26 protein-coding genes are annotated in these 23214 nt (G+C 47.5%); 9 read left to right on the top strand and 17 right to left on the bottom strand.

All coding sequences use genetic code 11. The features are described from left to right. The first annotated feature begins 38 nt into the window (after nt 1-38). On the top strand, nt 39-626 hold the full coding sequence (gene secB, locus Q335_RS08940) for a protein-export chaperone SecB (protein ID WP_084493503.1): 588 nt from the start codon (nt 39-41) through the stop codon (nt 624-626). Between the two features lie 9 nt (nt 627-635). Then, entirely contained in the window at nt 636-1679 is a 1044-nt protein-coding gene (locus tag Q335_RS0102060; RefSeq protein WP_051532234.1) for an NAD(P)H-dependent glycerol-3-phosphate dehydrogenase, read from the top strand. Between the two features lie 67 nt (nt 1680-1746). Here Q335_RS0102060 and Q335_RS0102065 read toward each other — a convergent pair whose 3' ends face one another. Next, a complete protein-coding gene (locus Q335_RS0102065) occupies nt 1747-2667 on the bottom strand; it encodes a methyltransferase domain-containing protein (RefSeq protein ID WP_038369223.1) in 921 nt (306 codons plus the stop codon). A 106-nt stretch (nt 2668-2773) separates the two neighbouring features. Here Q335_RS0102065 and Q335_RS08945 point away from each other — a divergent pair, with 106 nt between their 5' ends. Then, complete coding sequence (locus Q335_RS08945) at nt 2774-3508, top strand: ComF family protein (RefSeq protein ID WP_051532235.1); 735 nt, start codon at nt 2774-2776, stop codon at nt 3506-3508. A gap of 43 nt (nt 3509-3551) precedes the next feature. Then, nucleotides 3552-4022: a tRNA (cytidine(34)-2'-O)-methyltransferase gene (locus Q335_RS0102075; protein ID WP_028357216.1), complete on the top strand. Its 471-nt coding sequence runs from the start codon at nt 3552-3554 to the stop codon at nt 4020-4022. A 100-nt stretch (nt 4023-4122) separates the two neighbouring features. Here Q335_RS0102075 and Q335_RS0102080 read toward each other — a convergent pair whose 3' ends face one another. From Q335_RS0102080 to Q335_RS10180, 13 genes are all read right to left on the bottom strand, one after another. Next, entirely contained in the window at nt 4123-5592 is a 1470-nt protein-coding gene (locus tag Q335_RS0102080) for a TrkH family potassium uptake protein (RefSeq protein ID WP_028357217.1), read from the bottom strand. A gap of 9 nt (nt 5593-5601) precedes the next feature. Beyond that, a complete protein-coding gene (trkA, locus tag Q335_RS0102085; protein ID WP_028357218.1) occupies nt 5602-6978 on the bottom strand; it encodes a Trk system potassium transporter TrkA in 1377 nt (458 codons plus the stop codon). Nucleotides 6979-6984: 6 nt separating this feature from the next. After that, nucleotides 6985-7689 (bottom strand): response regulator, encoded by a 705-nt coding sequence (locus Q335_RS0102090; RefSeq protein ID WP_028357219.1) that lies wholly within the window; start codon nt 7687-7689, stop codon nt 6985-6987. Nucleotides 7690-7792: 103 nt separating this feature from the next. Beyond that, on the bottom strand, nt 7793-10108 hold the full coding sequence (locus Q335_RS08950) for a sensor histidine kinase (RefSeq protein ID WP_084493504.1): 2316 nt from the start codon (nt 10106-10108) through the stop codon (nt 7793-7795). Next, nucleotides 10060-10758, bottom strand: a complete 699-nt coding sequence (locus tag Q335_RS09975; RefSeq protein ID WP_169733493.1) for a DUF4390 domain-containing protein — start codon at nt 10756-10758, stop codon at nt 10060-10062. The genes Q335_RS08950 and Q335_RS09975 overlap by 49 nt, the downstream gene beginning before the upstream one ends. Beyond that, a complete protein-coding gene (gene rsmB / locus Q335_RS0102105; protein ID WP_038369226.1) occupies nt 10742-12169 on the bottom strand; it encodes a 16S rRNA (cytosine(967)-C(5))-methyltransferase RsmB in 1428 nt (475 codons plus the stop codon). Before rsmB ends, Q335_RS09975 begins: the two co-directional genes overlap by 17 nt. Before the next feature lie 17 nt (nt 12170-12186). Next, nucleotides 12187-13140 carry a methionyl-tRNA formyltransferase gene (gene fmt / locus Q335_RS0102110; RefSeq protein WP_028357221.1) on the bottom strand — a complete coding sequence of 318 codons (954 nt, stop codon included), beginning with the start codon at nt 13138-13140 and terminating at the stop codon, nt 12187-12189. After that, nucleotides 13137-13802 (bottom strand): DUF484 family protein, encoded by a 666-nt coding sequence (locus Q335_RS0102115; protein WP_028357222.1) that lies wholly within the window; start codon nt 13800-13802, stop codon nt 13137-13139. Before Q335_RS0102115 ends, fmt begins: the two co-directional genes overlap by 4 nt. 2 nt (nt 13803-13804) lie before the next feature. Then, nucleotides 13805-14692: a diaminopimelate epimerase gene (gene dapF, locus Q335_RS0102120; RefSeq protein ID WP_028357223.1), complete on the bottom strand. Its 888-nt coding sequence runs from the start codon at nt 14690-14692 to the stop codon at nt 13805-13807. A gap of 75 nt (nt 14693-14767) precedes the next feature. Continuing rightward, a complete protein-coding gene (locus Q335_RS0102125; protein WP_028357224.1) occupies nt 14768-15832 on the bottom strand; it encodes a metal ABC transporter solute-binding protein, Zn/Mn family in 1065 nt (354 codons plus the stop codon). A 78-nt stretch (nt 15833-15910) separates the two neighbouring features. Next, complete coding sequence (locus tag Q335_RS0102130) at nt 15911-16768, bottom strand: metal ABC transporter permease (RefSeq protein WP_028357225.1); 858 nt, start codon at nt 16766-16768, stop codon at nt 15911-15913. Between the two features lies 1 nt (nt 16769). Further along, on the bottom strand, nt 16770-17480 hold the full coding sequence (locus Q335_RS0102135; protein ID WP_245588261.1) for a metal ABC transporter ATP-binding protein: 711 nt from the start codon (nt 17478-17480) through the stop codon (nt 16770-16772). Nucleotides 17481-17513: 33 nt separating this feature from the next. Then, nucleotides 17514-17687: a hypothetical protein gene (locus Q335_RS10180; RefSeq protein WP_156929872.1), complete on the bottom strand. Its 174-nt coding sequence runs from the start codon at nt 17685-17687 to the stop codon at nt 17514-17516. 152 nt (nt 17688-17839) lie between these two features. Between Q335_RS10180 and Q335_RS0102145 the strand changes: the two genes are divergently transcribed. Together Q335_RS0102145 and Q335_RS0102150 are read left to right on the top strand one after the other, a co-directional pair. After that, entirely contained in the window at nt 17840-18307 is a 468-nt protein-coding gene (locus Q335_RS0102145; protein ID WP_038369228.1) for a transcriptional repressor, read from the top strand. Between the two features lie 124 nt (nt 18308-18431). Further along, nucleotides 18432-19511, top strand: coding sequence for a CobW family GTP-binding protein (locus Q335_RS0102150; RefSeq protein WP_028357228.1), 1080 nt, complete (start codon nt 18432-18434; stop codon nt 19509-19511). 1 nt (nt 19512) lies between these two features. On the opposite strand, the gene Q335_RS10425 is transcribed toward Q335_RS0102150, so the two are convergent. Further along, nucleotides 19513-19917, bottom strand: coding sequence for a hypothetical protein (locus Q335_RS10425; RefSeq protein WP_156929873.1), 405 nt, complete (start codon nt 19915-19917; stop codon nt 19513-19515). 19 nt (nt 19918-19936) lie between these two features. Here Q335_RS10425 and dksA point away from each other — a divergent pair, with 19 nt between their 5' ends. The 3 genes from dksA (at nt 19937) to hslU (ending at nt 22366) form a co-directional block, all read left to right on the top strand. After that, the gene (gene dksA / locus Q335_RS10430; protein WP_425393502.1) at nt 19937-20314 is read left to right on the top strand and encodes an RNA polymerase-binding protein DksA; all 378 of its coding nucleotides are present in this window, start codon (nt 19937-19939) and stop codon (nt 20312-20314) included. 174 nt (nt 20315-20488) lie between these two features. After that, nucleotides 20489-21022: an ATP-dependent protease subunit HslV gene (gene hslV, locus Q335_RS0102160; RefSeq protein WP_028357230.1), complete on the top strand. Its 534-nt coding sequence runs from the start codon at nt 20489-20491 to the stop codon at nt 21020-21022. Between the two features lie 12 nt (nt 21023-21034). Beyond that, nucleotides 21035-22366 (top strand): ATP-dependent protease ATPase subunit HslU, encoded by a 1332-nt coding sequence (hslU, locus tag Q335_RS0102165; protein WP_028357231.1) that lies wholly within the window; start codon nt 21035-21037, stop codon nt 22364-22366. A 56-nt stretch (nt 22367-22422) separates the two neighbouring features. Here hslU and Q335_RS09985 read toward each other — a convergent pair whose 3' ends face one another. Together Q335_RS09985 and Q335_RS0102175 are read right to left on the bottom strand one after the other, a co-directional pair. Continuing rightward, nucleotides 22423-22905: a GyrI-like domain-containing protein gene (locus Q335_RS09985; RefSeq protein ID WP_051532237.1), complete on the bottom strand. Its 483-nt coding sequence runs from the start codon at nt 22903-22905 to the stop codon at nt 22423-22425. Next, nucleotides 22902-23183, bottom strand: coding sequence for a copper-binding protein (locus Q335_RS0102175; RefSeq protein WP_028357232.1), 282 nt, complete (start codon nt 23181-23183; stop codon nt 22902-22904). Before Q335_RS0102175 ends, Q335_RS09985 begins: the two co-directional genes overlap by 4 nt. Nucleotides 23184-23214: the final 31 nt, after the last annotated feature.

Consider the following 23214-nt stretch of genomic DNA (forward strand, 5'->3'; position numbering starts at 1 on the left):
CTCTGTTGACCTAGTCTACGTCTTAAAAAGGAATCATCATGGCAAAAAAAGACAGCAAAAAACACGATAAATCACAAGCTCAAGAGAGCAGCAAAGACGCGTCTAAAGAGGCAACGCCAGAAAGCACTCAGGACGCCACTATCGAAAATACTCAGGAGCCTGCTACTGAAGCCCCAGCGGACCAAGCCCATCGTCCTGTATTTGCGCTACAAAGAACCTATATCAAAGACGCTTCTTTAGAGATGCCAAATGCACCAGAGATCTTTTTGAATCCAAATCAGCCTAAGGTCGATATTAGCATCGATATTGATCGCAAAGAATTACCTGACAATTTCTACGAAAGCAGCTTGACGGCGACTATTACGACTAAGATCGACGATAAGACCTTGTACTTAGTTGAAGTCACCCAAGCCGGTATCTTTGAGATCCGTGATCTACCTGTAGAACAGCTCGATCCATTGCTTGGCATTGTATGCCCTAGTATGTTGTTCCCATACTTACGTGCTCATGTATCTGATCTCATCACACGTACGTCCTTACCAACTCTACACTTGGCAGACATTAACTTCCAAGCCTTATACGAACAACGCTTACAAGAAGAAGCGGCGCAAGAAACCAAGCAGTAAGCCGTTGTTATGAATATGCTCAATTCACAGCTGACCAAGCCAACCGATACCTTGGTGATCGGAGCTGGTAGCTGGGGTACCGCCCTAGCGGTAGCGGCTTGTCAAGGCGGTCCTACCCTGCTCTGGGCTAGGCGTCCAGAAGTGGCTGAGCATATTCAAGCGACGCAAACGCATCCCGATTATTTGCAAGGGGTGCGCTTACCCAGTTCATTACAGAGCACCTCGAGCCAAGAGCGCGCGCTGGACTTTCTGCATCAGAGTAAAAAGCCTTTAATCATTTTAGGGGTTCCCGTCAAAGCGCTCAGAAGTGTCTGTCAACAATGGTTACCGCTCTTACAAGCACTCCCGCTACCAGTGCCTGTGGTGTGGACTTGCAAGGGCTTTGAAGAAGACACGGCCTTATTACCCCACGAAATCATGGCGCAATTGCCAGAAGCTGAAGGTATCAGTGGCGGGGCACTATCTGGCCCTTCTTTTGCGGCAGAGGTCGCGCGCGGGCTGCCCGTCGCCCTCACAGTTGCCTCGAGAGATAACCGTCTAAACACTACCGTGATTGATGCTTTGCATCACCATCAAACACGTATCTACACCAGCGACGACTTGCTCGGGGTCGAAATTGGTGGCGCGCTCAAAAATGTATTGGCTATTGCTTGCGGTATTTGTGATGGTCTTAAATTTGGTAATAATGCCCGCGCTGCCTTAATTACTCGGGGCTTGGCTGAAATGACACGCTTTGGCGTAGCGCTGGGTGGCCGCGCCAAGACCTTTGCGGGGCTAACGGGTCTGGGCGATCTTGTTCTCACCGCCACCGGTGACTTATCGCGCAACCGTCGTGTCGGGCTGGCGCTAAGCCAAGGCCAATTATTACCAGAGATTCTGGCCACAGGCCTGACAGCAGAAGGCGTGCGCTGTGCTCGCATGGCACTGGCGCGGGCCCAACGCCTCAACATCGACATGCCAATCACCCAAAGCGTGTGTGAAGTACTGTTCGATCATAAACCGGCTCGTCAGGCGGTCTCCGAATTATTTGATCGCGGTATCAAAGAAGAATAACCGCATCTCTGAGACGCTTTATGGTACTGATCGAGCGCTTGCTGTGTTGCTTTGGAATTTTGATTGCTTAGTGTGCCGCCGGTCGACGACCAATTGCATCCACTGAGATAAAGGTTTCTTGGCCTTTTTGTCGGACAGCACTTCGCCAAGCATGCCCATAGACCACTTCAAACGTGAGTTTAATCACCCCATTTTGATCTTTTTGGGTCTCAAGCGCGTGGCACAATTCCTCATATTGATGGCGACTTAATAAACCCGCATGACGCTCCTGGCAGGGATTGCCTCCCAAAGCCCGCACATCTGCCAGCAGTTTATGGGGATCTTTATAGGTCAAGGTAATATGCTCTTGATCCATGACAGGATCCATAAAACCATTCTCCAACAATAAATCACCAAAATCATGCATATCTACAAATTGCATGGTTTGCGTACGCCAACTCACGTGTTGCAATGCTTGCCGCAATTCAATCAGGGTAAACGGTCCAAAATAGGAGAACATCGCCAGCCCTTGACTATTTAAGAGACGTTGCCATTCAGCAATCACTGCATGTGGTCGTGGGTGCCAATGCAGCGCCAAATTAGACCAAATTAACTCTACCGATTGCGGAGCCAGACCGGTACTTGCCATATCCACACAGGTAAAACGTGGTTTTTGTTGTGCTTGCCATTTGGGCCAAAGCTTTTGCCAGACCTTATCTTTAAATTGTTGCTGCGCTTGAGCAATGTAATGTGGATTGCTATCGATACCGAGCAATTGCGCTTGGCTGTAGTAGTCCTGCAAGGTTTTTGTACGCACCGCGGCACCACAGCCAACATCGAGAATCGTCTTGGGTTGCAATTTAATATAGCGCAGACGTGCTAACATGCGCTCGGCAATTTCATCTAATAAAAAACCAGCTTGCTGTGCTAAGTGTGGCCGTCTTGCAAACTGCGCGATGACATGCTGAGAATTAATCGGCAGTTGATTTTGTGGGACATCCGTAGGCATAAATCGATCTATTGGGGGTGGACAAATTGCTAACTGTCTAAGCCTTCTATTTTAAGGCTTTGCTAAGCTGGCGTCATGCTTTATAACCATTTAACTCCTTAAGCCTATGTTTGGTTTTTTGCAGCAAATGCCCCTCAGCCGTTGCCCACTATGCATGGCCGCCGCAGCGCCACGGCAATTTTGTGCGGGCTGCCAAAAAGATATCTTGCAAGCACGTCACGCGCCCCTCACAGCTTGCCCACAATGTCATTTACCGTTGCCATCTCGTCTTGGCCTACATGCGACGTGTCCGCAATGCCACCATCTCAAGCCAGTGATCCAGCGTATTGATTTTTTGTTTTACCATCATGCGCCGCTCGATAGCTTGGTACTGCGTTTTAAGAATGCCCGGGAGATTTACTTGGCCGAGTGCTTTGCGCAACTTTTTAAGCAGTCGCTCACGCCGTACTGGCCATCTGCTGAGCGGCCTTCTCTCATTCCCATCCCCGCCAACCCTAAGGCCTTACAACGCCGCGGTTATAACCCTCCCACGGAATTGGCACGCGCACTAAGTAAGGTATTTCACTTACCGTTAGCACCTTTTGTGCTCTACAAAAATCCCAGCGTCACAGAACAAAAAAATCTCTCTGCTTTACACCGTCAACAGCATATGACTGATCGATTTTATTGCTTACAAGCTCTGCAACAACCCCACTTAATCTTGGTTGATGATGTGATGACGAGTGGTGCGACCCTAAATGCGGCTGCACGCGCCCTCTTTGCGGCAGGCGCGCAGCGCGTCGATGCTATTGTGATTTCACGCGCCCTGAGCCATGACCCAGATCACCCTATAGCAAGTTGAGTAACAGAGTATAATGGCAGTTTTAGTATTTTAGCCTTGTATCGTGTTTCATATTATTCTTGTCTGCCCAGAAATCCCTGCCAATACCGGTAATATTATCCGTTTGGCCGCCAATACAGGCGTTTCATTGCATCTCGTCAAACCCCTAGGCTTTCTATTAGATGATAAACGCTTACGTCGCGCTGGATTGGATTATCATGAATTTGCCAATTTACAAATACACGATAGCCTAGAGCAAGCTATCGCCGCGACCGGTGCAAGTCCAGAGCGTTGTTTTGCAATTTCTACCAAGGGCCAAAAATACCTCGCCCAAGAGCAATTCCAAGCGGGAGACTGCTTTATTTTTGGTCGAGAAACCGCAGGTCTCAAACCTCAAGAGTGGCAGGTAGTGGGCCAGGCACAGGCTCGACGCTTACCGATGCGACCCGACTCAAGAAGCCTGAACCTATCGAATACTGTCGCCGTTGTTATTTATGAAGCGTGGCGTCAATTAGATTTTGTAGGGGGGGTGTAGCGAGCGCATGCAACGTTTGTGCAGATGCTGAGCTTCGCGCGCCCCGTCTTGGGGCGCTTTTTTAGGCGTGATTCTGGCTCTTACTATCTGTTGCTTTATATTAACTGCGCCAGAACCAAGGCGTAAAGAGGATAAGCACGGTATACATCTCAAGACGACCAATCAACATAGTCGCCGTCAAAATCCATAACTGGATATCGTTCAATACACCGTAATTATTGGCGGGCCCTACGAGATTCAGACCTGGACCGATATTGGCCTGACATGAGAACACCGCTGAAAACGCTGTCGTTAAATCAAGTCCAGAAATCGTCATGAGTGTGGTCATCACCAACACGACGCAGGCATAAATCACAAAGTAAATCAACACTGACATAATGATTTTTGGCGGTACCACACGCCCTTTTAAGCGTACCGGAAAGATGCCATGTGGATGAAGTAGGCGACGCAATTCGATTTTGATTTGGCGCACTAGGATAATCATGCGAATGAGCTTTACACCACCACCGGTGGATCCTGCTGAAGTACTGAACGAGCCTAGGACCAACATCCAAAGTGCTAGGAATAACGGCCATACAGTATAGTCAGCACTTGAGAAACCGGTAGTGGTAGCCAATGCAACGGTATTAAAAATCCCGTAGCGAAAGGCTTCTAACAAACTAGAATAATCATTGCCCACATAAAGGAAGATACTTATCAACGTACCGCTACCTACCACCACCACTAAAAATGGAATGGCTTCTGGACAGTACAGATAATACTTGAAGCTACGTCGCTGGATAACTCTAAAGTGTGTCGCAAAATTAATACCCGCGAACAACATAAAGACCACCGCCACCAAATCGACCCAAGGCGAATTAATGTCAATAAAACCAGAATTAAAAGTCGAAAAACCACCTAAAGAAAGTGTAGAAGCCGCATGGCACCAAGCATCAAACCAGCTCAAGCCCGCAAAGTGATAGCACAAAAAGCATAAAAACGAGGCTGAAATATAGATCACATATAAGGCTTTGGCGGTGTTGGCAATACGCGGAGTTAGTTTTTCTTCCTTAAAGGGGCCTGGCATCTCGCCCTTCATGATCTGGTTGCCCCCGACACCGAGTAGCGGCAAAATCGCCACGGCTAACAAGAGAATACCCATACCGCCCATCCAAATGATCGTATGACGCCAAAGATTAATCGACAGTGGCAGACCACGCACATTGTCGATCACCGATGATCCTGTTGTGGTCAAGCCTGACATGGCTTCAAACATGGCATGACTGAAGTCAAAATTAGGCGCAATATGAGTTCTAGCCAGATACATGGGAGTGGCGGCCATCAGCACAAAGCTTGTCCACACCACCACCACGATAAATAAACCCTCGCGTACCCGCAGTTCAGATTTGAAGGGTCGCGTGACCAAGGCAACGACCGCACCAATCGCAAACGTCCCTGAACAGGTATCTAGGAAGTAATGCATCATGCCATCTGCCTCGAAGTAGGAGAAGGCAGCAGGGAACAACAGCGTTAGGGAGATGGCCATCCAGATCAGTCCCAAGCTGTGGAAAACATTTAAAAAACGTAGCACAACGACTTCCTAAAAATGTAAGACCTTGACTTGGAAAAGTTTCTCGACACGTTCCATGACCTTGCGATTGGTAGCATAAATCACCACATGATCACCTTGTTTGAAGACGGTATCGGGCTCGGGGATGATGACTTTATCTTCACGAATAATGGCTGCCAGAACCGATGAACGCGGCCAACGCACATCACTCGTCTTGCGGCCGGTGATATTAGAATCGTTTTCGTCACCTACCACTTCGAACTCAACCGCCTCGGAAGCGCCTTGGTGCAATTTATAACCACGTACCACGGCCCCTTGACGCACATCGTGCAGCAACGTGCCAAGCGATGCAATGGCCGGCGAGACGGCGATATCGATCATGCTGCCTTGCATCAATTCACCATAAGCCTGACGAGTAATCAAGGTAATGACCTTACGAGCACCTAAGCGTTTGGCCAGCAAAGAAGACATGATATTGTCTTCGTCATCACTGGTCAGAGCCAACCACGTATCCATCTCTGCGATGTTCTCGTTTTTGAGCAAAGACTCATCCGTGGCATCGCCATGAAGCACTAACACCTCGTCAGGGAGTTTCGCGGCCAAATGCTTACAACGCTCTTTGTCAGACTCAATCACCCGCACATTGTAATTATCATCGGCTAATAAAGAGGCCAAGCGTGAGCCAATATTGCCACCACCCGCAATCATAATGCTGCGGACTTTTTGTTGTTGACGATGCACTCGGGAAATGGTTTTGCGAGCTTCGCGCGAATCGATCACGAGCACGACCTCATCATCGGCTTGCAAGCTAAAGGTCCGCGAAAGTGGTAGCTTCTCACCGTGACGTATCACCTCTAAGATCCGACCATTGATATCGGGGAGATTGAGATGATGCTCATTGATTTTGAGTTTTTGCAGCACACTTTGGCGTCCGACTCGCAGCGTCATGATAGATAATCTGCCGTTGGCAAATTCCACCATTTGTAAGGCTTCTGGGAAATCAATCAGACTATAGAGATAATCGGTAACGCTGTTTTCGGGGCTGATAATGGAATCGACACCAAAACTTTCTTTGGCAAAATCCGCATTGTGATAATAATACGAAGTGCGTAAACAGGCGATGCGTCGAGGAATATTAAATAAATCACGACTGATTTTGCAGGCCACAAGATTGACCGCGTCGTGCGCGGCACAGGCAACAATAAGATCGGAGTCTTCAGCGCCAGCTTCTTCAAGCACATTAGGTAAGCTGCCATCGCCATGCACCACGCGCAAATCAAAGCGTTCTTGAAGGTAGGCAAGTTTGCCGGCATGGATGTCGACCACAGTAATATCGTTGCGTTCCGAAACTAGGTTTTCGGCCACACTGGAGCCAAAGCGCCCCGCTCCGACGATGAGAATTTTCATGATGGATTATTGGTTATTGCGACGCCTAGCGGTGTCAATGCCGAGCTGTCGGAGCTTGCGATATAAGTGGGTGCGCTCTAGACCGGTACGCTCAGAGACTTTGGTTATGCTGTTATTTTCTTGGGCTAGATGATACTCAAAATAATAACGTTCAAATTCGTCGCGGGCCTCGCGTAACGGTTGCGTCAGGCTAATTTTACCAATATAACCTGGTCTTTCGGCAGGCTCATTCGTCTTGGCGACTTCAGTCTTAGGGCCCTCTGGCACAGTAAATTTCTGTTCGGGAGCGGCTTTTAGGGTATTGACGTTACTTGCCTTAGCGTTGGCAATAGAGGTGCGTTTGTAGTTACTGCTCGTAAGTGCTGTTTGCACGGCATTAAGGAGTTTTTGGAGCGTAATGGGCTTTTCTAGAAAATCCATGGCGCCAATACGCGTGGCTTCTACGGCAGTATCGACTGTAGCATGACCACTCATCATAATCACAGGCATATCTAGTAAGCCTTGTGAGCCCCATTCTTTGAGAAGACTAACACCATCGGTGTCTGGCATCCAAATGTCGAGTAAAACTAAGTCAGGGCGACTTTTTTGGCGGGCTAAACGAGCTTGGGAGGCGTTTTCGGCAATTTCGACCGTATGCCCCTCGTCGTATAAAATTTCTGACAAAAGTTCGCGAATACCAACTTCGTCATCGACCACTAAAATTTTGGCCATAAACTACAATCCTCTTTTTAATGTGCTTGTAGACGTGGGTCGCTAAGCATTCATTATCAACAGTTTTTAGTAAAGCTATTATAACAATCAGTTACTTTTTTGCTTATGTTTTTAAATTCATAAATAAAATAGAAACGCGGGCGCCACCATCCTCGCGATTGCTCACTTCTATCTTGCCTTGGTGCTCTTCAATGATTTTGCGCACAATCGCTAAACCAAGACCAGTACCATGCGCCTTAGTGGTGACATAAGGCTCAAAAACGCTTTGCAGCACTTTGCTCGAAAAGCCAGGGCCATTATCCTCTACCAATAAACGCACGGCTTTAGGGGTCTGTTGGGTATCAAGAATCAATTTAGTCTGAATCGTGATATTAGGTTCTGGCGCCGGTGCTGGCATGCCCTCAATCGCATCACGCGCATTTGATAAAAGATTATTCAAAACCTGACGGATTTGGTTAGGATCGGCAACCACTAGGGGTAAATCAGGAGCTAAATCAAGATGAAAATGCGAGCTGCCTGTGTGCATGTGGGCATCGGCTTCCCAGCCGTACAAGGTCCCCAAATCACGCAGTAATTCATTGAGATCAACGTCCTGCATTTGGGCCGGTGGCATGCGCGCGTATTCTCTAAAGTCATTCACTAAGGTTTTCAGGGCATCGACTTGATTGATGATGGTATTGGTCGAGCGCAACAAAAAGCTTTGGTCACGTTCACCCAATTGTGGTTTTAATTTCATGGCTAAGCGCTCGGCCGATAACTGGATTGGTGTGAGGGGATTTTTGATTTCGTGAGCTAAACGGCGCGCCACTTCGCCCCAAGCTACTGTCCGATTAGCAGAGATCACCTCAGAGATATCATCAAATACCAACAAATAGCCAGTAAACTCACCGTCAGCGACTAAGCGCGTACCGCGCATTAAGAGTGTAGAAATACGATAATTATCTAGCGTTTCAAGAACCTGTTCGCCAATGTGCAATTCAATTTGCTCTTGCCAATAGGCCTTATTCGACTCGACCGCGGTGTGATTAGCAAAAGCATGGTAGACCGTTTCTGCGAGTTTTTGTAAATGTGGCACACGATCGAGAGATTGCTGACGTAAAGCTTTAAGATCGCACTCAAGGATTTTTTCTGCCCCTTTATTGTTCGAAGTGATCTTAAAGTGCTCATCAAATACAATCACCCCCGCACTCAGACTCGCAAGAATATTTTCTAAGAACACGTTACTGCGTTCTAATTGTGCTCGGTTGCTTTCTACCAAACGACTAGCTTCCGCCAGTTGGGCAGTCATCACATTAAAGGAGCGTGTTAATTGCCCGACTTCATCACTGGCCTTAGATTCTGGCAGCGGTCTAAAATCGCCGACCGCGACCGCTTGCGTCCCCTCAGCTAACGTTAATAGTGGCCGTACCATGCGACGCGCCAACCACAAGGCCACCGCAATCGAGAAAAATACCGTCAGTAGCAACGCCAAGCTCAAGGTGATAATGAACAACTGACGTAAATTGCCCCGAGATAAGGCTAATTCTTGATAGTCCCTAAAGCCTCTTTGCACCTCATTGAGATTAGTCGCGATATTATCCGGTACATAACGAGTCACCTGTAACCAATAAGGATCAGAGTTCTGATTGAGATAACTGCTTTGTTGATATTGATGATTAAAGACCGGCACAATGGTGCGAATTCGATACTCAATATCACCGTCTTGTGCGTCTGTTTGCTGCTCGACTTGATTATAGTGGCGGCTCAAGCGCAATTGATTGAGAATGGCTGAATCGGGGAACTGCGGTAGCAAACTCCCAAAACTGGAACTCGAAAACCCTACCACACGGGCCCCTGAACCTGTCGTAAACACCATCGCATCACTAATTGTTGGATTACTCTCACGCAAGCTGGTGAGTTTCTCGACAATTTCGCGCTCGGACGCGTCATTCAGCTCATTGGCCATCTGACGTGCCCGCAAATTTAAATCAGCAACCAGACTATCGAGCGAAGCCTGACCTAAGGTCAAGCCAGCACTTAGCGCACTATCCACCTTGACGTTAAACCAAGACTCAATGGTTTTGGAGATGTATTGAATGGACAGTAAATAAATCAAGACACCAGGAATAATCGCCATCACCGCAAATACCACGGCAAAGCGCGTGGTCAAGCGGGCCCCAAACTGACGCCGGCGAATCTGACGGATCAGGCGCACGGTAAAGGACAAGACCCAAACAAAAAGTAAGGCTGTCAGGGCAATATTTAAAAACAACAATAAATTAAATTGATGAGAGATGCCTGAAGAACTACTGGCGGCTTGTACCAAAAGCACCACCAGTGCGAGTACCAGCAGCCCGCCTACCAAAAAGCCTAGGCGTAACAACCACTTTACTAAGGTGCGGGTATTACGGCCGAACTTTGAAAATCGAAATTGTTCCATGCTGAGCTTAGCGACCAAGCGCTATTTGGCAATAATGTATTGATTTTAAAGGGGTTAGGTAATTGTTCGCTGTCTAAAAACAAACGAATTCGGCCCTTGAGGTCATTGCTCGCGGGCAAGTCTTGAGCCAGGGCAATCGTCCAACTATAACTAGTATTGATATGCTGCAGGCAATCCGCTAGACTATATTCGGTATAACGCTGGCCGTTTTCACTGACCGTCCATTGCCGCAACAAAGCATTGTATTGAATACGCCAATTATAGGTATTGCTATACATGACTTCATCGGTCCAGTACCAGCGCGGTCGGTAGATTTGCAATTCCATTTTCAGATACAAAGGCACGCCTTTATTACTCGCCGCGATTAATTCTGAACTTAACTCTAATTGCGGTTGTGCATACACTAACAACTTATCGGCCTCATGGCTGGCTTGTAGCGCTTTAAAGACGACTTTACCTTGCTCTTGCATCACATCGCTAGCTGCATGCACGCGAGCCGCCTCATTGGCTTCGTGCGCCGCCTGGCTTAATGGCACAAAAACGGTGCACTCTAATAAGCACAACACACTGCCCACGGCACTGTAATAGCGTAAACCTCGGTACCAGTCACACTTGTGCTGGCGCTGGCTAGGCCTAGTTGACTTTTTCAAAAAGTGCATAAAAAAAGCCATCATGACTCACCTCTGGCGCTAACGACGCGGGCGGCTTACCTAGCCATTGATCTTGCCCCGGTAATAATTGTCCGGGGGCCTCGAGCCGCTTGGCGCCTACCAAGTGCTGACTAAAATAATGGGCTTGGGCTTCACCCTCTTGCGCTAAAACCGAGCAAGTCATATACAAAAGCCTACCGCCAACCGCTAAGGTTGGCCATAAAGCGCTAACGATTTGTCGTTGTAGCGCCACAGTTTGTTGTATATCGCTCGGCCGACGCAACCATTTCATGTCGGGATGACGACGCACCACACCGGTACCCGTACAAGGCACATCGGCTAAAATTGCATCAAAAGCAGGTCCCTCAAACCAGGCCTGTGCATGCGTAGCATCCGCCACCTGCACCCTGACCCTTGTCTGCCCTAGATTGGGGTTTTGTTCGGGCAAAAGATGCAGGCGTTGTAAGTTCTCCTGAATGCGTTGTAGACGCTGAGCATCTCTATCTAAAGCCCACAAATCCAATTCATACTGTTCTAATAAATGTGCGGTTTTGCCGCCTGGCGCCGCACAAGCATCTAAGACGCGTTGGCCATTGCGCAAAGGGAGTATTTGATTGACCTGTTGCGCTGCCCAGTCCTGAACTGCAAACCAACCTTCTTGAAAACCAGGCAAGTCTGCGAGGGGTGTGGCTTTTAGAATCAATACGGCCACATCATCAAAGGCCAGGTGGGCAATGTGCGCCGCCTGTAAGTGCTGACAAAATTTCGTGACGCTAATGAGGCGTTGGTTCACTCGCAACCATAAAGGCCCTGCTTGGTTACTTTGAATCAGTATCTGTTGCCATTGTTGTGGATAATCCTCTTTAATCTGCGCAATCCACCATTGGGGAAAGGCGAACTTTACCTCTTCTTGCTGCCAAAGCGTGGCCAGTAAACGCTGTTTTTCTCTGAGATAACGACGCAAGCAAGCATTGATCAAACCCTTAAAGGCCGCGGTTTTTTTGTGTGCTTGAGTGGCCTCCACGGCCTGATTGACTATCGTGAAATCATCGTAAGCCGGCACACGCTGTTGTGCCCATTCGTGATTAACCTGCGCATAAGCAGGATCGTTTTTTTCAAGCGCTAAATAATCAGACGCGCTCAGTAAACAGAGGCTGACATCGAGCAAGGCGGCTACTTTGGGGTTCGGTGCTTTTTTGCTAAGTAAGATTTGGCGCAGGGCTTGAGCTCGCCCCAAATAGCGCATCACATAAAAGCTCAGCGCTTGTAAGGCGGGACGTAGTGGCGCCGCTTGCTGTGGCAAAATTTGACTCAGCGACTCACCATTGCGCACTCTAAGCAAAATAGCCGCTGTGAGGGCCAATAATGAGGCTAAATCCGTACGCTCAGAACTAGGGGGTGAAGAACTCATAATGCTATCCAGGCGTGCTATGTAGAGGACTGCTTAGCATTCCACCCCTGTATAAAGCGGCTCACGCTTTGGCGTTTACCTCCAGGCTTTTGTAATTCGAGTAAGCGCAGCACACCTTGGGCACTTTGCACATCAATGCCAGCGGCTGAAACCGCGAGTATTTCGCCGATGGCACCGCGCTGACTCTCGCTATCGAGTACCTCTGCTTGCCAAACCTTAATGGGGTCAGGCAATCCAGGTAGAGGTAAGGTCGCCCCCGGAAAGGGATTAAAGGCGCGAATCTTGCGCGCTAACTCACTAGCGGTTTGTTGCCAATCTAAACGCGCCTCTTGTTTGGTAATTTTGTGTGCATACGTTACTTGAGACTCGTCTTGCGGCTGAGCGGCTAAGGGCGCTTGGCCGAGTTGCCCAAGCACCTCAACGATGGCTTCGGCACCCAGCGCGGCGAGTCGATCGTGTAATTGCCCAGTGGTGTTTTGTGCGACCGCACATTTTTTTTCGAGGAGAATAGGCCCCGTATCCAACCCTCGTTGCATTTGCATAATACCGACGCCGCTGTATTCATCACCCGCCTCGATGGCTCGGTGAATCGGCGCCGCACCACGCCATCGCGGTAAGAGACTGGCGTGAATATTTAGGCAACCATACGTCGGTAAATCCAAGACCCATTGCGGCAATAATAGCCCATAGGCCGCCACTACCATGACATCTGGCTGTAAGGCTTGCAATTGTTGCTGCACCTGCTGCGCTTCCTGGCCATATGGCCCCTCTAGCTTGAGGCTATGTGGTTGCCATACCTCCGCACCAAACTGCAGCGCTTGCACCTTGACAGCACTCGGCGTGAGTTTCATGCCCCTACCCGCTGGACGATCCGGCTGCGTCAAGACCATGGGCACATTAAATCCTGCTTGGACAATGGCACGATAGGCGATCGCCGCAAATTCTGGTGTTCCTGCAAAAACTATGTTCACGATACTAACTCTTGGGGCGGATATAAGCGACTAAGTGCTGCACTCGCTAAGGCCGAGATCATGATTAAAAAATCCTGCTCCATATCTTCGCTAAAGTGCTCGGGGTTATCTGATGCAAAGGCCAACACCCCAAAACAGACTTGCTGATTATATAAAGGCAAAATAGCGACAGAAGCCGGCGTTTGCTCGAACCACTCAGCCACTTTTGGTGGGCAAGGTGAACCTGTAAAGGCCCGCGTCATGCTAGCGACTTGTTCTTGAAATTCTTTGTCATCGCACTGCACCTCGGGGGCATCGACCTCGCCCCACAAACGCAGGGCCACTTTGAGTTCAGGAAATGCCTGTTGCAAATACTCAGTGCTCAGTCGTGGTAGTTTACGAGCATCATTTTCGGCAAGTAGCGCTACACACCATGCCGTCACTGACTGACCAATATCATGACTCTGAAAGGCATAAATCGATAATTCTCGAATATGTTGCTCTAAGCTTACCACCTTGTCTCTAAGGTTCTGAAATTGGCGCTGCGGCAAGGAGAGCGATTTACCACTTTTAGGGTTAGCCAGCTCTAATTCGGAAAACAGCTCCGCATGCTGTGCAAAAAAATCAGGGTTTTGTTGCAAGAATTGAGCCACTTGCTGTGCCGTTAGTGCTTCTGAAGTCATCACTACTTCCCTTTTAGATTAGGATTATTGCTAATTAATTCATCAATCTTAACACTACCACTAAACACTGTGCAGGCAGGACCACGCAAATATAAACGTCCAGATTCCCAACTAATGCTGAGATCGCCGCCATGAGTATGCACCTTGACCGGTGACCGCAACAAGCCGCGACGGATCCCTGAGACGACCGCGGCGCAAGCGCCGGTACCACACGCCAAGGTTTCGCCAACCCCTCTTTCGTAGACACGTAAGTTAATTTCGTGTGGATTCTTTATCTGCATAAAGCCCACATTGACGCGGTTGGTAAACCGTTCATGACTTTCTAGAAAAGCCCCGATACCCGCCACATCGGCTTGTTCGTTGTCTGGTACGGCGAGTACCGCATGAGGATTGGAAATCGATAGTACCGCAAACTCCAGATCTTGCTTGCCCTCTACAGGCAATTGCCAGAGGGTCTCTTGGTCCTGTTGTCGCTGAGCCAAACCGGAGTTCTCAAATCCAGCCTGAATACTCTCAAAACTGACCTGCCCCATAGCAACCGCAACCGTCTGGTCTTCATATTCGCGCAATTCAATAAGACCTGTGCAAATCTCGGCTAACAGTGGATTACGAGCCGAGAGCCTTTGTTGATGAACAAAACGCACAAAACAACGCGCACCATTGCCACAATGCTCCACTTCACTGCCATCCGCATTAAAAATACGGTAGCGAAAATGTGCCTCGGGGTGTGAGGGATTTTCGACCAAGAGAATTTGGTCACAACCGATCCCAAAATGTCTATCGGCGATGGCCGCCGCAATAGTTGGCGTCATATCGATGGCTTGAGAGACGCCATCGAGCACCACAAAATCATTGCCCGCACCTTGCATTTTTGTAAAGGTCCATTCCATCGACTATGCCCTTATAAGAAAAGAAAAGTCCCATGACAGCATGGGACTTTTTGGTTGCTTCTGCAAAACAAAAAATTATTTTAATGCTTTCAGAATGGTTTTGCTATTTTCTTCAATCATACCCAAATAGCTGGATGTCGCACCTGATTTTGTCAAGGCGTCACTGACCAAAGTACCTCCAATTTTGATCCCGGTATCTTTAGCGACTTGTTTTAGTAAATCACCGTTTTTGGTGTTTTCTAAGAACAAGGCTTTAGCGCCTTGAGCTTTTAGGGCTTGCATGATTTTGGCAACTTCTTGGGCAGAAGGCTCAGAATCACCTAAACCAGACACGGCAATTTGTTTAAGACCAAAGTCTTTAACATAGTATGCAAAGGCCTCATGATTGGTACCTAAGACTTTTTGTTCAGCTGGCAATTTGTCAAAATCAGCCTTTACCTCATCGCTTAGCTTAGTGATTTTGTCTTTGTAAGCTTCTGCGTTTTTACGATAGTCAGCGGCATGCTCAGCATCGGCGGCCTCGAGCGCTTTGGCAATATTGTCCACCATGACTTTAGCATTGGCTGGACTTTGCCAAATATGCGGATCAAAGGCACCGTGATGGTGATGATGTTCATGACCCTCATGGGCGTGCTCATGTTCGTGATCATGACCTTCATGATCGTGATCGTGATCGTGATCAGCATGATCATGGTGGTCATGGTCGTGGTGATCATGGCCTTCGTGATCATGGTCATGACCTTCGTGCTCGTGCTCATGTTCATGAGTATTGGCAATCGTTTGTACGCCCTCGCTCACCACGACGGTTTGGCCTTTAAAATCAGCCGCTTCTTTTAGTTTAGTGGCCCAAGGTTCAAGCTCTAAGCCATTGACAAAAAAGAGCTTAACTTCATCATCGCCTTTACCTTGTAAAATTTTCATGGTAGAAGGCTTTAATTCAAAGTGATGTAAATCAACATCAGGACCGACGACGGTCTCGACCTTAACATGGTCCCCACCAACGTTTTTAACTAAGTCACTAATAATCGTAAAACTACCCACGACTTTGAGGGGATCGGCGTGAGCACTGGTCATACCCAATCCACCCACTAAGGCCGCCATGACAGCTGTTTTTAATAAACTTTTTTGAAAAGTTTTCATGATTGCTCCATTAAATAAAACAGAAAAAAAGCATTTACACCTTGAATGCTGGCTATGCGGTTGCGACATAGCCAATACTCAGGACTGTGACTGACGTAGCAAACCACCCCAGCGGCCGAACAAAATGGCATAAACATAAAACACGCCATTCAAGAGAATAATGACGGCTGAAGCGGGGACATCAAAACTATAGGAAAAAACCAGGCCCAAATAAGCGCAGAACATACCGCTGAGACCGGCAATGACTAATTGGCGGCCAAGGGTACGGCCCATAAATCGTGCACTAATGGCTGGCAGCAGCATCATGCCGACCACCATCAAGGTACCGAGCACCTGAAAGCCGGTCACAACATTAACCACCATTAGTAATAAGAAAACAATATGAACTAGAGATTGACGACCATTTTCGGCACGCAAAAAGGCAGGATCAAAACAGTCAATCACAAGGGCTCGATAAATCACAGAAAGTAGTAAGACCGAGATAGAACTGATCACCATAATGAGCAGCAGATTGCTATCACTCACCGCTAATACGGAGCCAAACAGAATATGAGAAAGGTCTAGATTAGTGCCGCCCAGTGAAATCAGCAGTACACCCAGGCCTAAGGAGATAAGATAAAAGCCCGCAAAACTACTGTCTTCTTTGAGATTAGTGTGTTGCGATACCAAACCAGCTGCCAACGCTACCACCAAACCAGACACGAGACCGCCAATTAACATCGCCAGCATGGAGCCACTGGCCCACAAAAAACCGATGGCAATACCAGGTAAAATCGCATGCGACATAGAGTCCGCCACCAGACTCATGCGTCGCAACATCAAAAACACGCCTATCGGTGCGCTCACCAATGACACAAAAAGCGCGGCAAATAAGGCACGCCGCATAAAGGCAAACTCTACAAAGGGACTGACAAAAATGTCATAAAGGTGCGCCATCTTAAAAGCCTCCCAGACTTAAGCGTCTTGCTTTTTCGATATTGTCATCGGTCATGACTTCGGCCACTGGCCCCCAAGCCACTACTTGATGAGCCAGCAATAAAGCTTGCTCGAATTTTTGGCGCACCAAATTGACGTCGTGCAACACCACAATAATGGTTCGGCCTTGCTCGTGCCAGTGCTTAATCAGCGCCATAAGATCTTGGCAAGTTTCTTCATCCACAGCGGCAAAGGGCTCGTCTAGGATCATGATTTGGGCTTGACTGACCATCAGGCGAGCAAATAATGCGCGTTGTAATTGACCGCCAGAAAGCGCTCCGATTAAATCATCCGCCTTGTGACTTAAGCCTACTTGGCTAAGGGCATCGAAAATACGGTTCTTGTCTTCGCTGGAGTAAGAATGCCAAAGACCTGTTTTTTTCCAGGCACCCATAGCGACTAAATCAAAAGTGGTAATCGGAAAAGAAAGATCTAGATCGCTCGCCTGAGGCAGCAGCGACATATGTTTGCGCAACTTAGGATCTATCAGAATATGACCTTGGCTGGGCTTGATAAGACCGACAATTCCTTTGATTAATGTCGATTTACCTGCGCCATTGGGGCCGGCAATTGCAGTCAAGGTCCCTTTTGGAAAAACACCCGAAATATTGTTAAGAATGATATTTTTGCGGTGCGATAAGGTGAGATTTTTTAGTTCTATTGCGTTATTCACAATACACAGCCACTTAAATGTATAAGTGCAGCCTTAGAATGGCAGCCAACCCATGGCTAAGAAAGCTGCCAACCAGAGTACGACAAGCGCCGCTAAAACACGAAAGCTACGCGTCAAAGCTGAGAGCATCATGCAGGAATGACACTGGCAATCAGGATCATGTAGGCGTGTATCTAATTGTGTCTCGGTATAATTAATAGCTTTCATTTAGGTTAAATATAGGTTTAAACTAATTGATTGAACCCATGGCAGTTTGCCACTTGGGCAGGTTGTCACTTTTGTTATGTTATAACATTTCTTGTATAATTGACAACCTTATTTCTCGTTATCAACGTTTAATTTGGATTTTCTTGGTTCTAATGACAAACGCTTCTGTTTCTGATACGCAAGCACTCTTAGCGCAGGCCGAAGCTCTTTGCAAGCAGCGTGGCAAGCGTCTGACGCCGATTCGACGTCAGGTACTCCGCATTATGCTCGAGCAGCAACGTTGCATGAAAGCTTATGAGATTTTGGATACCATGACAGAGACCTTTAGCCAAGCTAAGCCTGCCACGGTTTATCGCGCCCTGGAGTTTCTCGAGGAAGAAGACCTCATCCATCGCTTAGATGCCATGAATGGCTGGACGCCATGCATCCATCTCGCCCAGCAAGCGCATCAACATCCAGCGGGGCTATTGATTGTCTGCACGGCTTGCGGTCAGGTCTCTGAGGTGCAATCCCCTAACCTGGGACTAGAACTCCAAAGCATCATCAAACAACACGGTTATAGTCGCGCTTCCGAACAAATAGAGATTCGCGCCCTCTGCCAACAATGTCAACCGTTGTAATGATTACAAATATTATTAAAATGCAACCTATATCAATTTGCATTATTTGTAATTCAGTATATGATGTATAGCTAATTTACGAACTCTCCGGAAAGAGCGAAGTCAATCAAAAGGTAGAATAATAATGGCCGTCACAGAAGAAGTTGCCAACGAAATGGTACCTGTCACCATCTTGACTGGATTTTTGGGCGCGGGTAAAACCACCCTTCTTAAACGTATTCTTACGGAATCTCATGGCCACAAAATCGCCGTTATCGAAAATGAGTTCGGTCCCGAAAGCATCGATAATGAAATCCTAGTTCAAGATAATGACGAACAAATTATCGAGCTGAGCAACGGTTGCGTGTGCTGCACTGTACGTGGCGACTTACTCAACGCCCTCACCAAACTCAAAGACAATCGCGAACAAGGCAAAACGCAATTTGATCGCGTCATCCTCGAGACCACAGGCATGGCCAACCCTGGCCCTGTATGTCAAACCTTCTTTATGGATGACGAGGTCGCCACTTACTATCGTTTAGATTCTATTATTACTGTGGTCGATGCCAAACACGGTATGGAGACACTTGATAAGCAGACTGAGGCACAAAGCCAAGTGGGGTTTGCGGACCGGATTTTAGTCTCCAAAAAAGACCTTGTCACCGAGGACGAATACCAGGCACTTAGACAGCGTTTAGTGCATATTAATCCGCGCGCTCATATCACGCCCGTGCATTTCGGTGAAGCGGATATTCAGGATCTTCTCAACTTACACGGTTTTAATCTCAATACCGTTCTAGATATTGATCCTGATTTTCTTAAACAAGAACACGCCGATCATGAGCACCATGATCACGATCATGGCCACGGCCACGAATGTGGGGCTGACTGCAATCACGAGCACCACCATCACCACCATCATCACGACGACAGTATTGGCGCTTTTGTCTTTACATCTGATCGCGCCTTCGATCCTGTGTTGCTCGAAGATTTTCTGGGAGGAGTGGTACAAGTCTATGGTCCAGATCTATATCGTTACAAGGGGATTTTGTACATCCAAGGCATCAAACAGCGCATGTTGTTGCAAGGGGTACATATGATGATTGGCACCGAGCCAGGCAAAGCTTGGCAAAACGAGAAACCCTACAACAAGATTGTTTTTATTGGCCATCAACTGCCTAAAGCAGTGCTACTTAAAGGCTTAGAGCAGTGTTTAGCGAAATAATTTAACCAGGAGGCAGTGTTATGACCGCCAAAACAAAAGACCAAGAAACGACCCAAACCAAAGAAACCAAAACAAGCAAAACGATTACAAAACCAAAAGCCGCCAAATCCAGCAGCAAAAGTACCAAAAAAACCGCTACCACTCGAGCAAAAAAAGCGGCTACCCCAAAAACCAACAAAGCTGGCAAAACGGCAAGTGCTAAGTCACGCTCAAAGGTCGAAGCTAAAGCAGTAGACGCAAAAGCAGCACATAAAACAGAAGCTAAAACAGCTAAAACAGAACTTAACGCTCCAGCAAAGCCAAAAACCGAAAGCAAAACCAAAGCCAAGACGGAAACTAAAGCAGCAAGCACGAGTAAACCCAAAAAAAGCAAAGCAAGCAAAGCAAAAAGCAGCCATTTGCTCACAGAAAAACAGTTATTGGCTATGCCTGAAGATGACTATATGAACGATGAGCAATTGGCATTTTTCAAGCAACGCTTAATCGACTTGGAGCAAGACATTCTGAAGAATGCCAATGCCACGACCGATAATTTGCGTGACACTAAATACGCCCCCGATCCCGCTGACCGCGCTACCATTGAAGAAGAATATGCGTTAGAATTACGCACGCGTGATCGTGAGCGTAAATTACTCAAAAAAGTCCAACAATCATTACATTTAATTGATTCCAAAGAATATGGTTGGTGCGAAGAAACAGGCGAACCGATTGGGATTCCTCGTTTATTAGCACGCCCAACGGCCACACTGTCTTTGGAAGCGCAGGAACGCCGCGAAAAACGTCAAAAACAATTTGGTGACTAAGGCGTTTTAATAATTACCTCTATTTCGTACAAATACCCATGTTTTGTATTTGTTCGTCAATGTTCTTTCCCTATATGGGTTAACCTCATTGCATGCAATGAGGTTTTTTTTTGCTTGAAAATCCATACAGCGCCCCCACATACACCTAACATTCAGCAAACAAACAAAAGCAATATGGAACAATTTCACGCTACGACTATTATCTGTGCCCGTAAGGGCGAAAAAGTGGCCATCGCTGGTGATGGCCAAGTCACCTTGGGTAATATTGTCTTTAAAGGCACGGCCAAAAAGGTCCGTAAGCTCTATCACAACAAGGTATTAGCGGGCTTTGCTGGGGCAACCGCAGACGCTTTTACCTTGATTGAACGCTTTGAAGCTAAGCTCGAGAAGCACCAAGGTCACTTAATGCGTGCGGCTGTTGAGCTGACACGCGACTGGCGGACCGATAGGGTCTTACGTCGCCTCGAAGCCATGATGATTGTGGCCGATAAGGAGCATACGCTTATTCTTACCGGTAACGGCGATGTACTCGAACCTGAGCATGGCTTAGCCGCTATCGGTTCGGGCGGCGCTTATGCGCAATCCGCCGCCCTCGCGCTACTACAAAATACTGACAAAGAACCAGAGGAAATTGTCAAAAAAGCCTTAGAAATAGCGGGTGATTTGTGTATTTATACCAACCAAAATCACACTGTAGAAACTCTATAAGCAGGAAACTTTATGAATTCTAGTGTCATGACACCACAAGAAATTGTCTCAGAATTAGACAAAAACATTGTTGGCCAAAATAAAGCCAAGAAATCTGTGGCCGTCGCTCTTCGTAATCGTTGGCGCCGTCAGCAAGTGCCAGAGCCTCTCCGCCACGAGATCCAACCTAAAAATATTCTTATGATTGGCCCTACTGGCGTCGGCAAAACAGAAATTGCCCGCCGCCTAGCCAAGCTTGCCAATGCCCCCTTTATCAAGGTTGAAGCCACTAAATTTACAGAAGTCGGTTATGTCGGTCGTGATGTCGACACCATCATTCGGGATTTAGTAGAGATTTCAGTCAAACAAACACGTGAACGCGAGATGAAACGCGTGCGTACGCAGGCCGAAGATGCCGCAGAGGATCGTATCCTAGATGCCTTATTACCGCCCGCTCGCGATGCCAATAACGAGCCGATCCGCTCCGATAACGCAACGCGCCAAACTTTCCGCAAGCGTTTGCGAGAGGGCAAGCTCGATGACACTGAAATCGAAATCGAATTGCAACAGCAATTGCCACAAATGGATATTATGGGCCCTCCAGGCATGGAGGACATGACGGAGCAATTGCGCAGTATGTTTGCCAATATAGGCAAAGAAAAAACCAAGAGCAAAAAAATCACCGTCGCCAATGCCTTTAAACGTTTAATCGACGAAGAAGCAGCCAAACGCATTAACGAAGAAGAAAGTCGTGAAAAAGGCATCAAGAATGCGGAACAAAACGGTATTGTTTTCTTGGATGAGATCGACAAAATCGCGGTACGCCAAGGTGAAGGCAGTGCCGATGTATCACGCCAAGGGGTGCAGCGTGATCTCTTGCCGTTGGTTGAAGGCACTACGGTCAATACAAAATACGGCATGATCAAAACCGATCATATCCTGTTCGTGGCCTCTGGCGCGTTCCACTTATCACGACCTTCTGACTTAATTCCTGAGTTGCAAGGCCGTTTTCCGATTCGGGTCGAATTAGATTCACTGTCTACCGAAGATTTTGTGCGCATTCTGTCTGAAACAGATGCCTCTTTGACTAAGCAGTACACAGCGCTCTTAGCGACCGAAGGCATTACCCTCGAATTTACCGAGGATGGCATTAAACGCATCGCTGAAATTGCCTTTAATGTCAATGAGCAAACCGAAAACATCGGTGCTCGCCGGCTCTATACCGTCATGGAGCGATTGCTTGAGGACTTATCCTTTAATGCAACGGCTAGCCAAGAGACAACGGTCACAATTGATACGGCTTATGTCAACGATAAGCTTGATGAGACGGCATCTAGCCAAGATCTGGCGCGCTACGTTTTATAAATTTATACAACGATCCTATCCCACAAAAAAAACCAAGCTTTCGCTTGGTTTTTTTGTTAGGTCTCTACACCTATATAAAGACGCACCGTCATATTGTCATGATGGTAGTTGAGATATTCCTCAAAATCAGTAGCAAACAAGCGTTTATGTTGACAATCGGCACTATTGAAATACTCCCACACATCAATCCATAATTTCATGGCTGTTTCAGTGACACGGCCGCTACGTTCAAACACTAAATAAGTGCCTGCTTGGACTTGCACATGAGCCATTTTGGCATCTTCTAGATCAAGCTCATGCGCATCGATGACCTCTTTAGCACCGGCTGTAAACAGGTAGGGACTATTTTCTTCTTGACCTTGGGCTTGTGTAACCCCATAAAAGTTCTTCTGATTGGGATCCAAAAAAAGCTCTTGGTCAACAGCAAACCAGACGAGAGGTAATTTAGCCGTTTGGATATGCCCTTCTGCTTGGGGGGTGGTCTGTACTTGAATACCGTGGACGGTAAAGGCTTCGATATGTTGTACTGCAAACGTCATTTTTTGATCTCTGTGATACGGTACTCATTACCTTCATGTTTGACCGTAAAACGCACGGTATCGCCAGCTTTAATGCCTTGTAATTTGCTGCCATCCACTTGATACACGAGGGTCATGGCCGGTAAGTTAAGATCAGCGATGGCATCGGCTTTGATGGCGACAGTGCCGGCTTTGGGATCAAGCCGTCTGACCTCGCCTTTGGCGCTGGCTTCTTGTGCATTGGCCAACAGTGGTACTAATCCCAGTAATAAAGACGCAGAAAGTAGTAGTTTTTTCATGAGCGTTCTCCTCTGCAATTTAAGGTTATTC

Origin of the sequence: Brackiella oedipodis DSM 13743 (assembly GCF_000621025.1) — a bacterium.
Lineage (GTDB): Bacteria > Pseudomonadota > Gammaproteobacteria > Burkholderiales > Burkholderiaceae_B > Oligella > Oligella oedipodis.

Bases quoted from the DNA above. Each gene is read 5' to 3' on its own strand.
- Q335_RS08945 (WP_051532235.1), top strand. From the start codon at position 2,774: ATGTTTGGTTTTTTGCAGCAAATGCCCCTCAGCCGTTGCCCACTATGC.
- Q335_RS0102125 (WP_028357224.1), bottom strand. From the start codon at position 15,832: ATGAAAACTTTTCAAAAAAGTTTATTAAAAACAGCTGTCATGGCGGCC.
- Q335_RS0102060 (WP_051532234.1), top strand. From the start codon at position 636: ATGAATATGCTCAATTCACAGCTGACCAAGCCAACCGATACCTTGGTG.
- rsmB (WP_038369226.1), bottom strand. From the start codon at position 12,169: ATGAGTTCTTCACCCCCTAGTTCTGAGCGTACGGATTTAGCCTCATTA.
- Q335_RS09985 (WP_051532237.1), bottom strand. From the start codon at position 22,905: ATGACGTTTGCAGTACAACATATCGAAGCCTTTACCGTCCACGGTATT.
- dapF (WP_028357223.1), bottom strand. From the start codon at position 14,692: ATGGAATGGACCTTTACAAAAATGCAAGGTGCGGGCAATGATTTTGTG.
- dksA (WP_425393502.1), top strand. From the start codon at position 19,937: ATGCCTGAAGATGACTATATGAACGATGAGCAATTGGCATTTTTCAAG.
- hslU (WP_028357231.1), top strand. From the start codon at position 21,035: ATGAATTCTAGTGTCATGACACCACAAGAAATTGTCTCAGAATTAGAC.
- secB (WP_084493503.1), top strand. From the start codon at position 39: ATGGCAAAAAAAGACAGCAAAAAACACGATAAATCACAAGCTCAAGAG.
- Q335_RS0102175 (WP_028357232.1), bottom strand. From the start codon at position 23,183: ATGAAAAAACTACTACTTTCTGCGTCTTTATTACTGGGATTAGTACCA.
- Q335_RS0102065 (WP_038369223.1), bottom strand. From the start codon at position 2,667: ATGCCTACGGATGTCCCACAAAATCAACTGCCGATTAATTCTCAGCAT.
- Q335_RS08950 (WP_084493504.1), bottom strand. From the start codon at position 10,108: ATGGAACAATTTCGATTTTCAAAGTTCGGCCGTAATACCCGCACCTTA.
- Q335_RS0102150 (WP_028357228.1), top strand. From the start codon at position 18,432: ATGGCCGTCACAGAAGAAGTTGCCAACGAAATGGTACCTGTCACCATC.
- hslV (WP_028357230.1), top strand. From the start codon at position 20,489: ATGGAACAATTTCACGCTACGACTATTATCTGTGCCCGTAAGGGCGAA.
- Q335_RS0102090 (WP_028357219.1), bottom strand. From the start codon at position 7,689: ATGGCCAAAATTTTAGTGGTCGATGACGAAGTTGGTATTCGCGAACTT.
- Q335_RS0102130 (WP_028357225.1), bottom strand. From the start codon at position 16,768: ATGGCGCACCTTTATGACATTTTTGTCAGTCCCTTTGTAGAGTTTGCC.
- trkA (WP_028357218.1), bottom strand. From the start codon at position 6,978: ATGAAAATTCTCATCGTCGGAGCGGGGCGCTTTGGCTCCAGTGTGGCC.
- Q335_RS10180 (WP_156929872.1), bottom strand. From the start codon at position 17,687: ATGAAAGCTATTAATTATACCGAGACACAATTAGATACACGCCTACAT.
- Q335_RS0102115 (WP_028357222.1), bottom strand. From the start codon at position 13,802: ATGACTTCAGAAGCACTAACGGCACAGCAAGTGGCTCAATTCTTGCAA.
- Q335_RS0102145 (WP_038369228.1), top strand. From the start codon at position 17,840: ATGACAAACGCTTCTGTTTCTGATACGCAAGCACTCTTAGCGCAGGCC.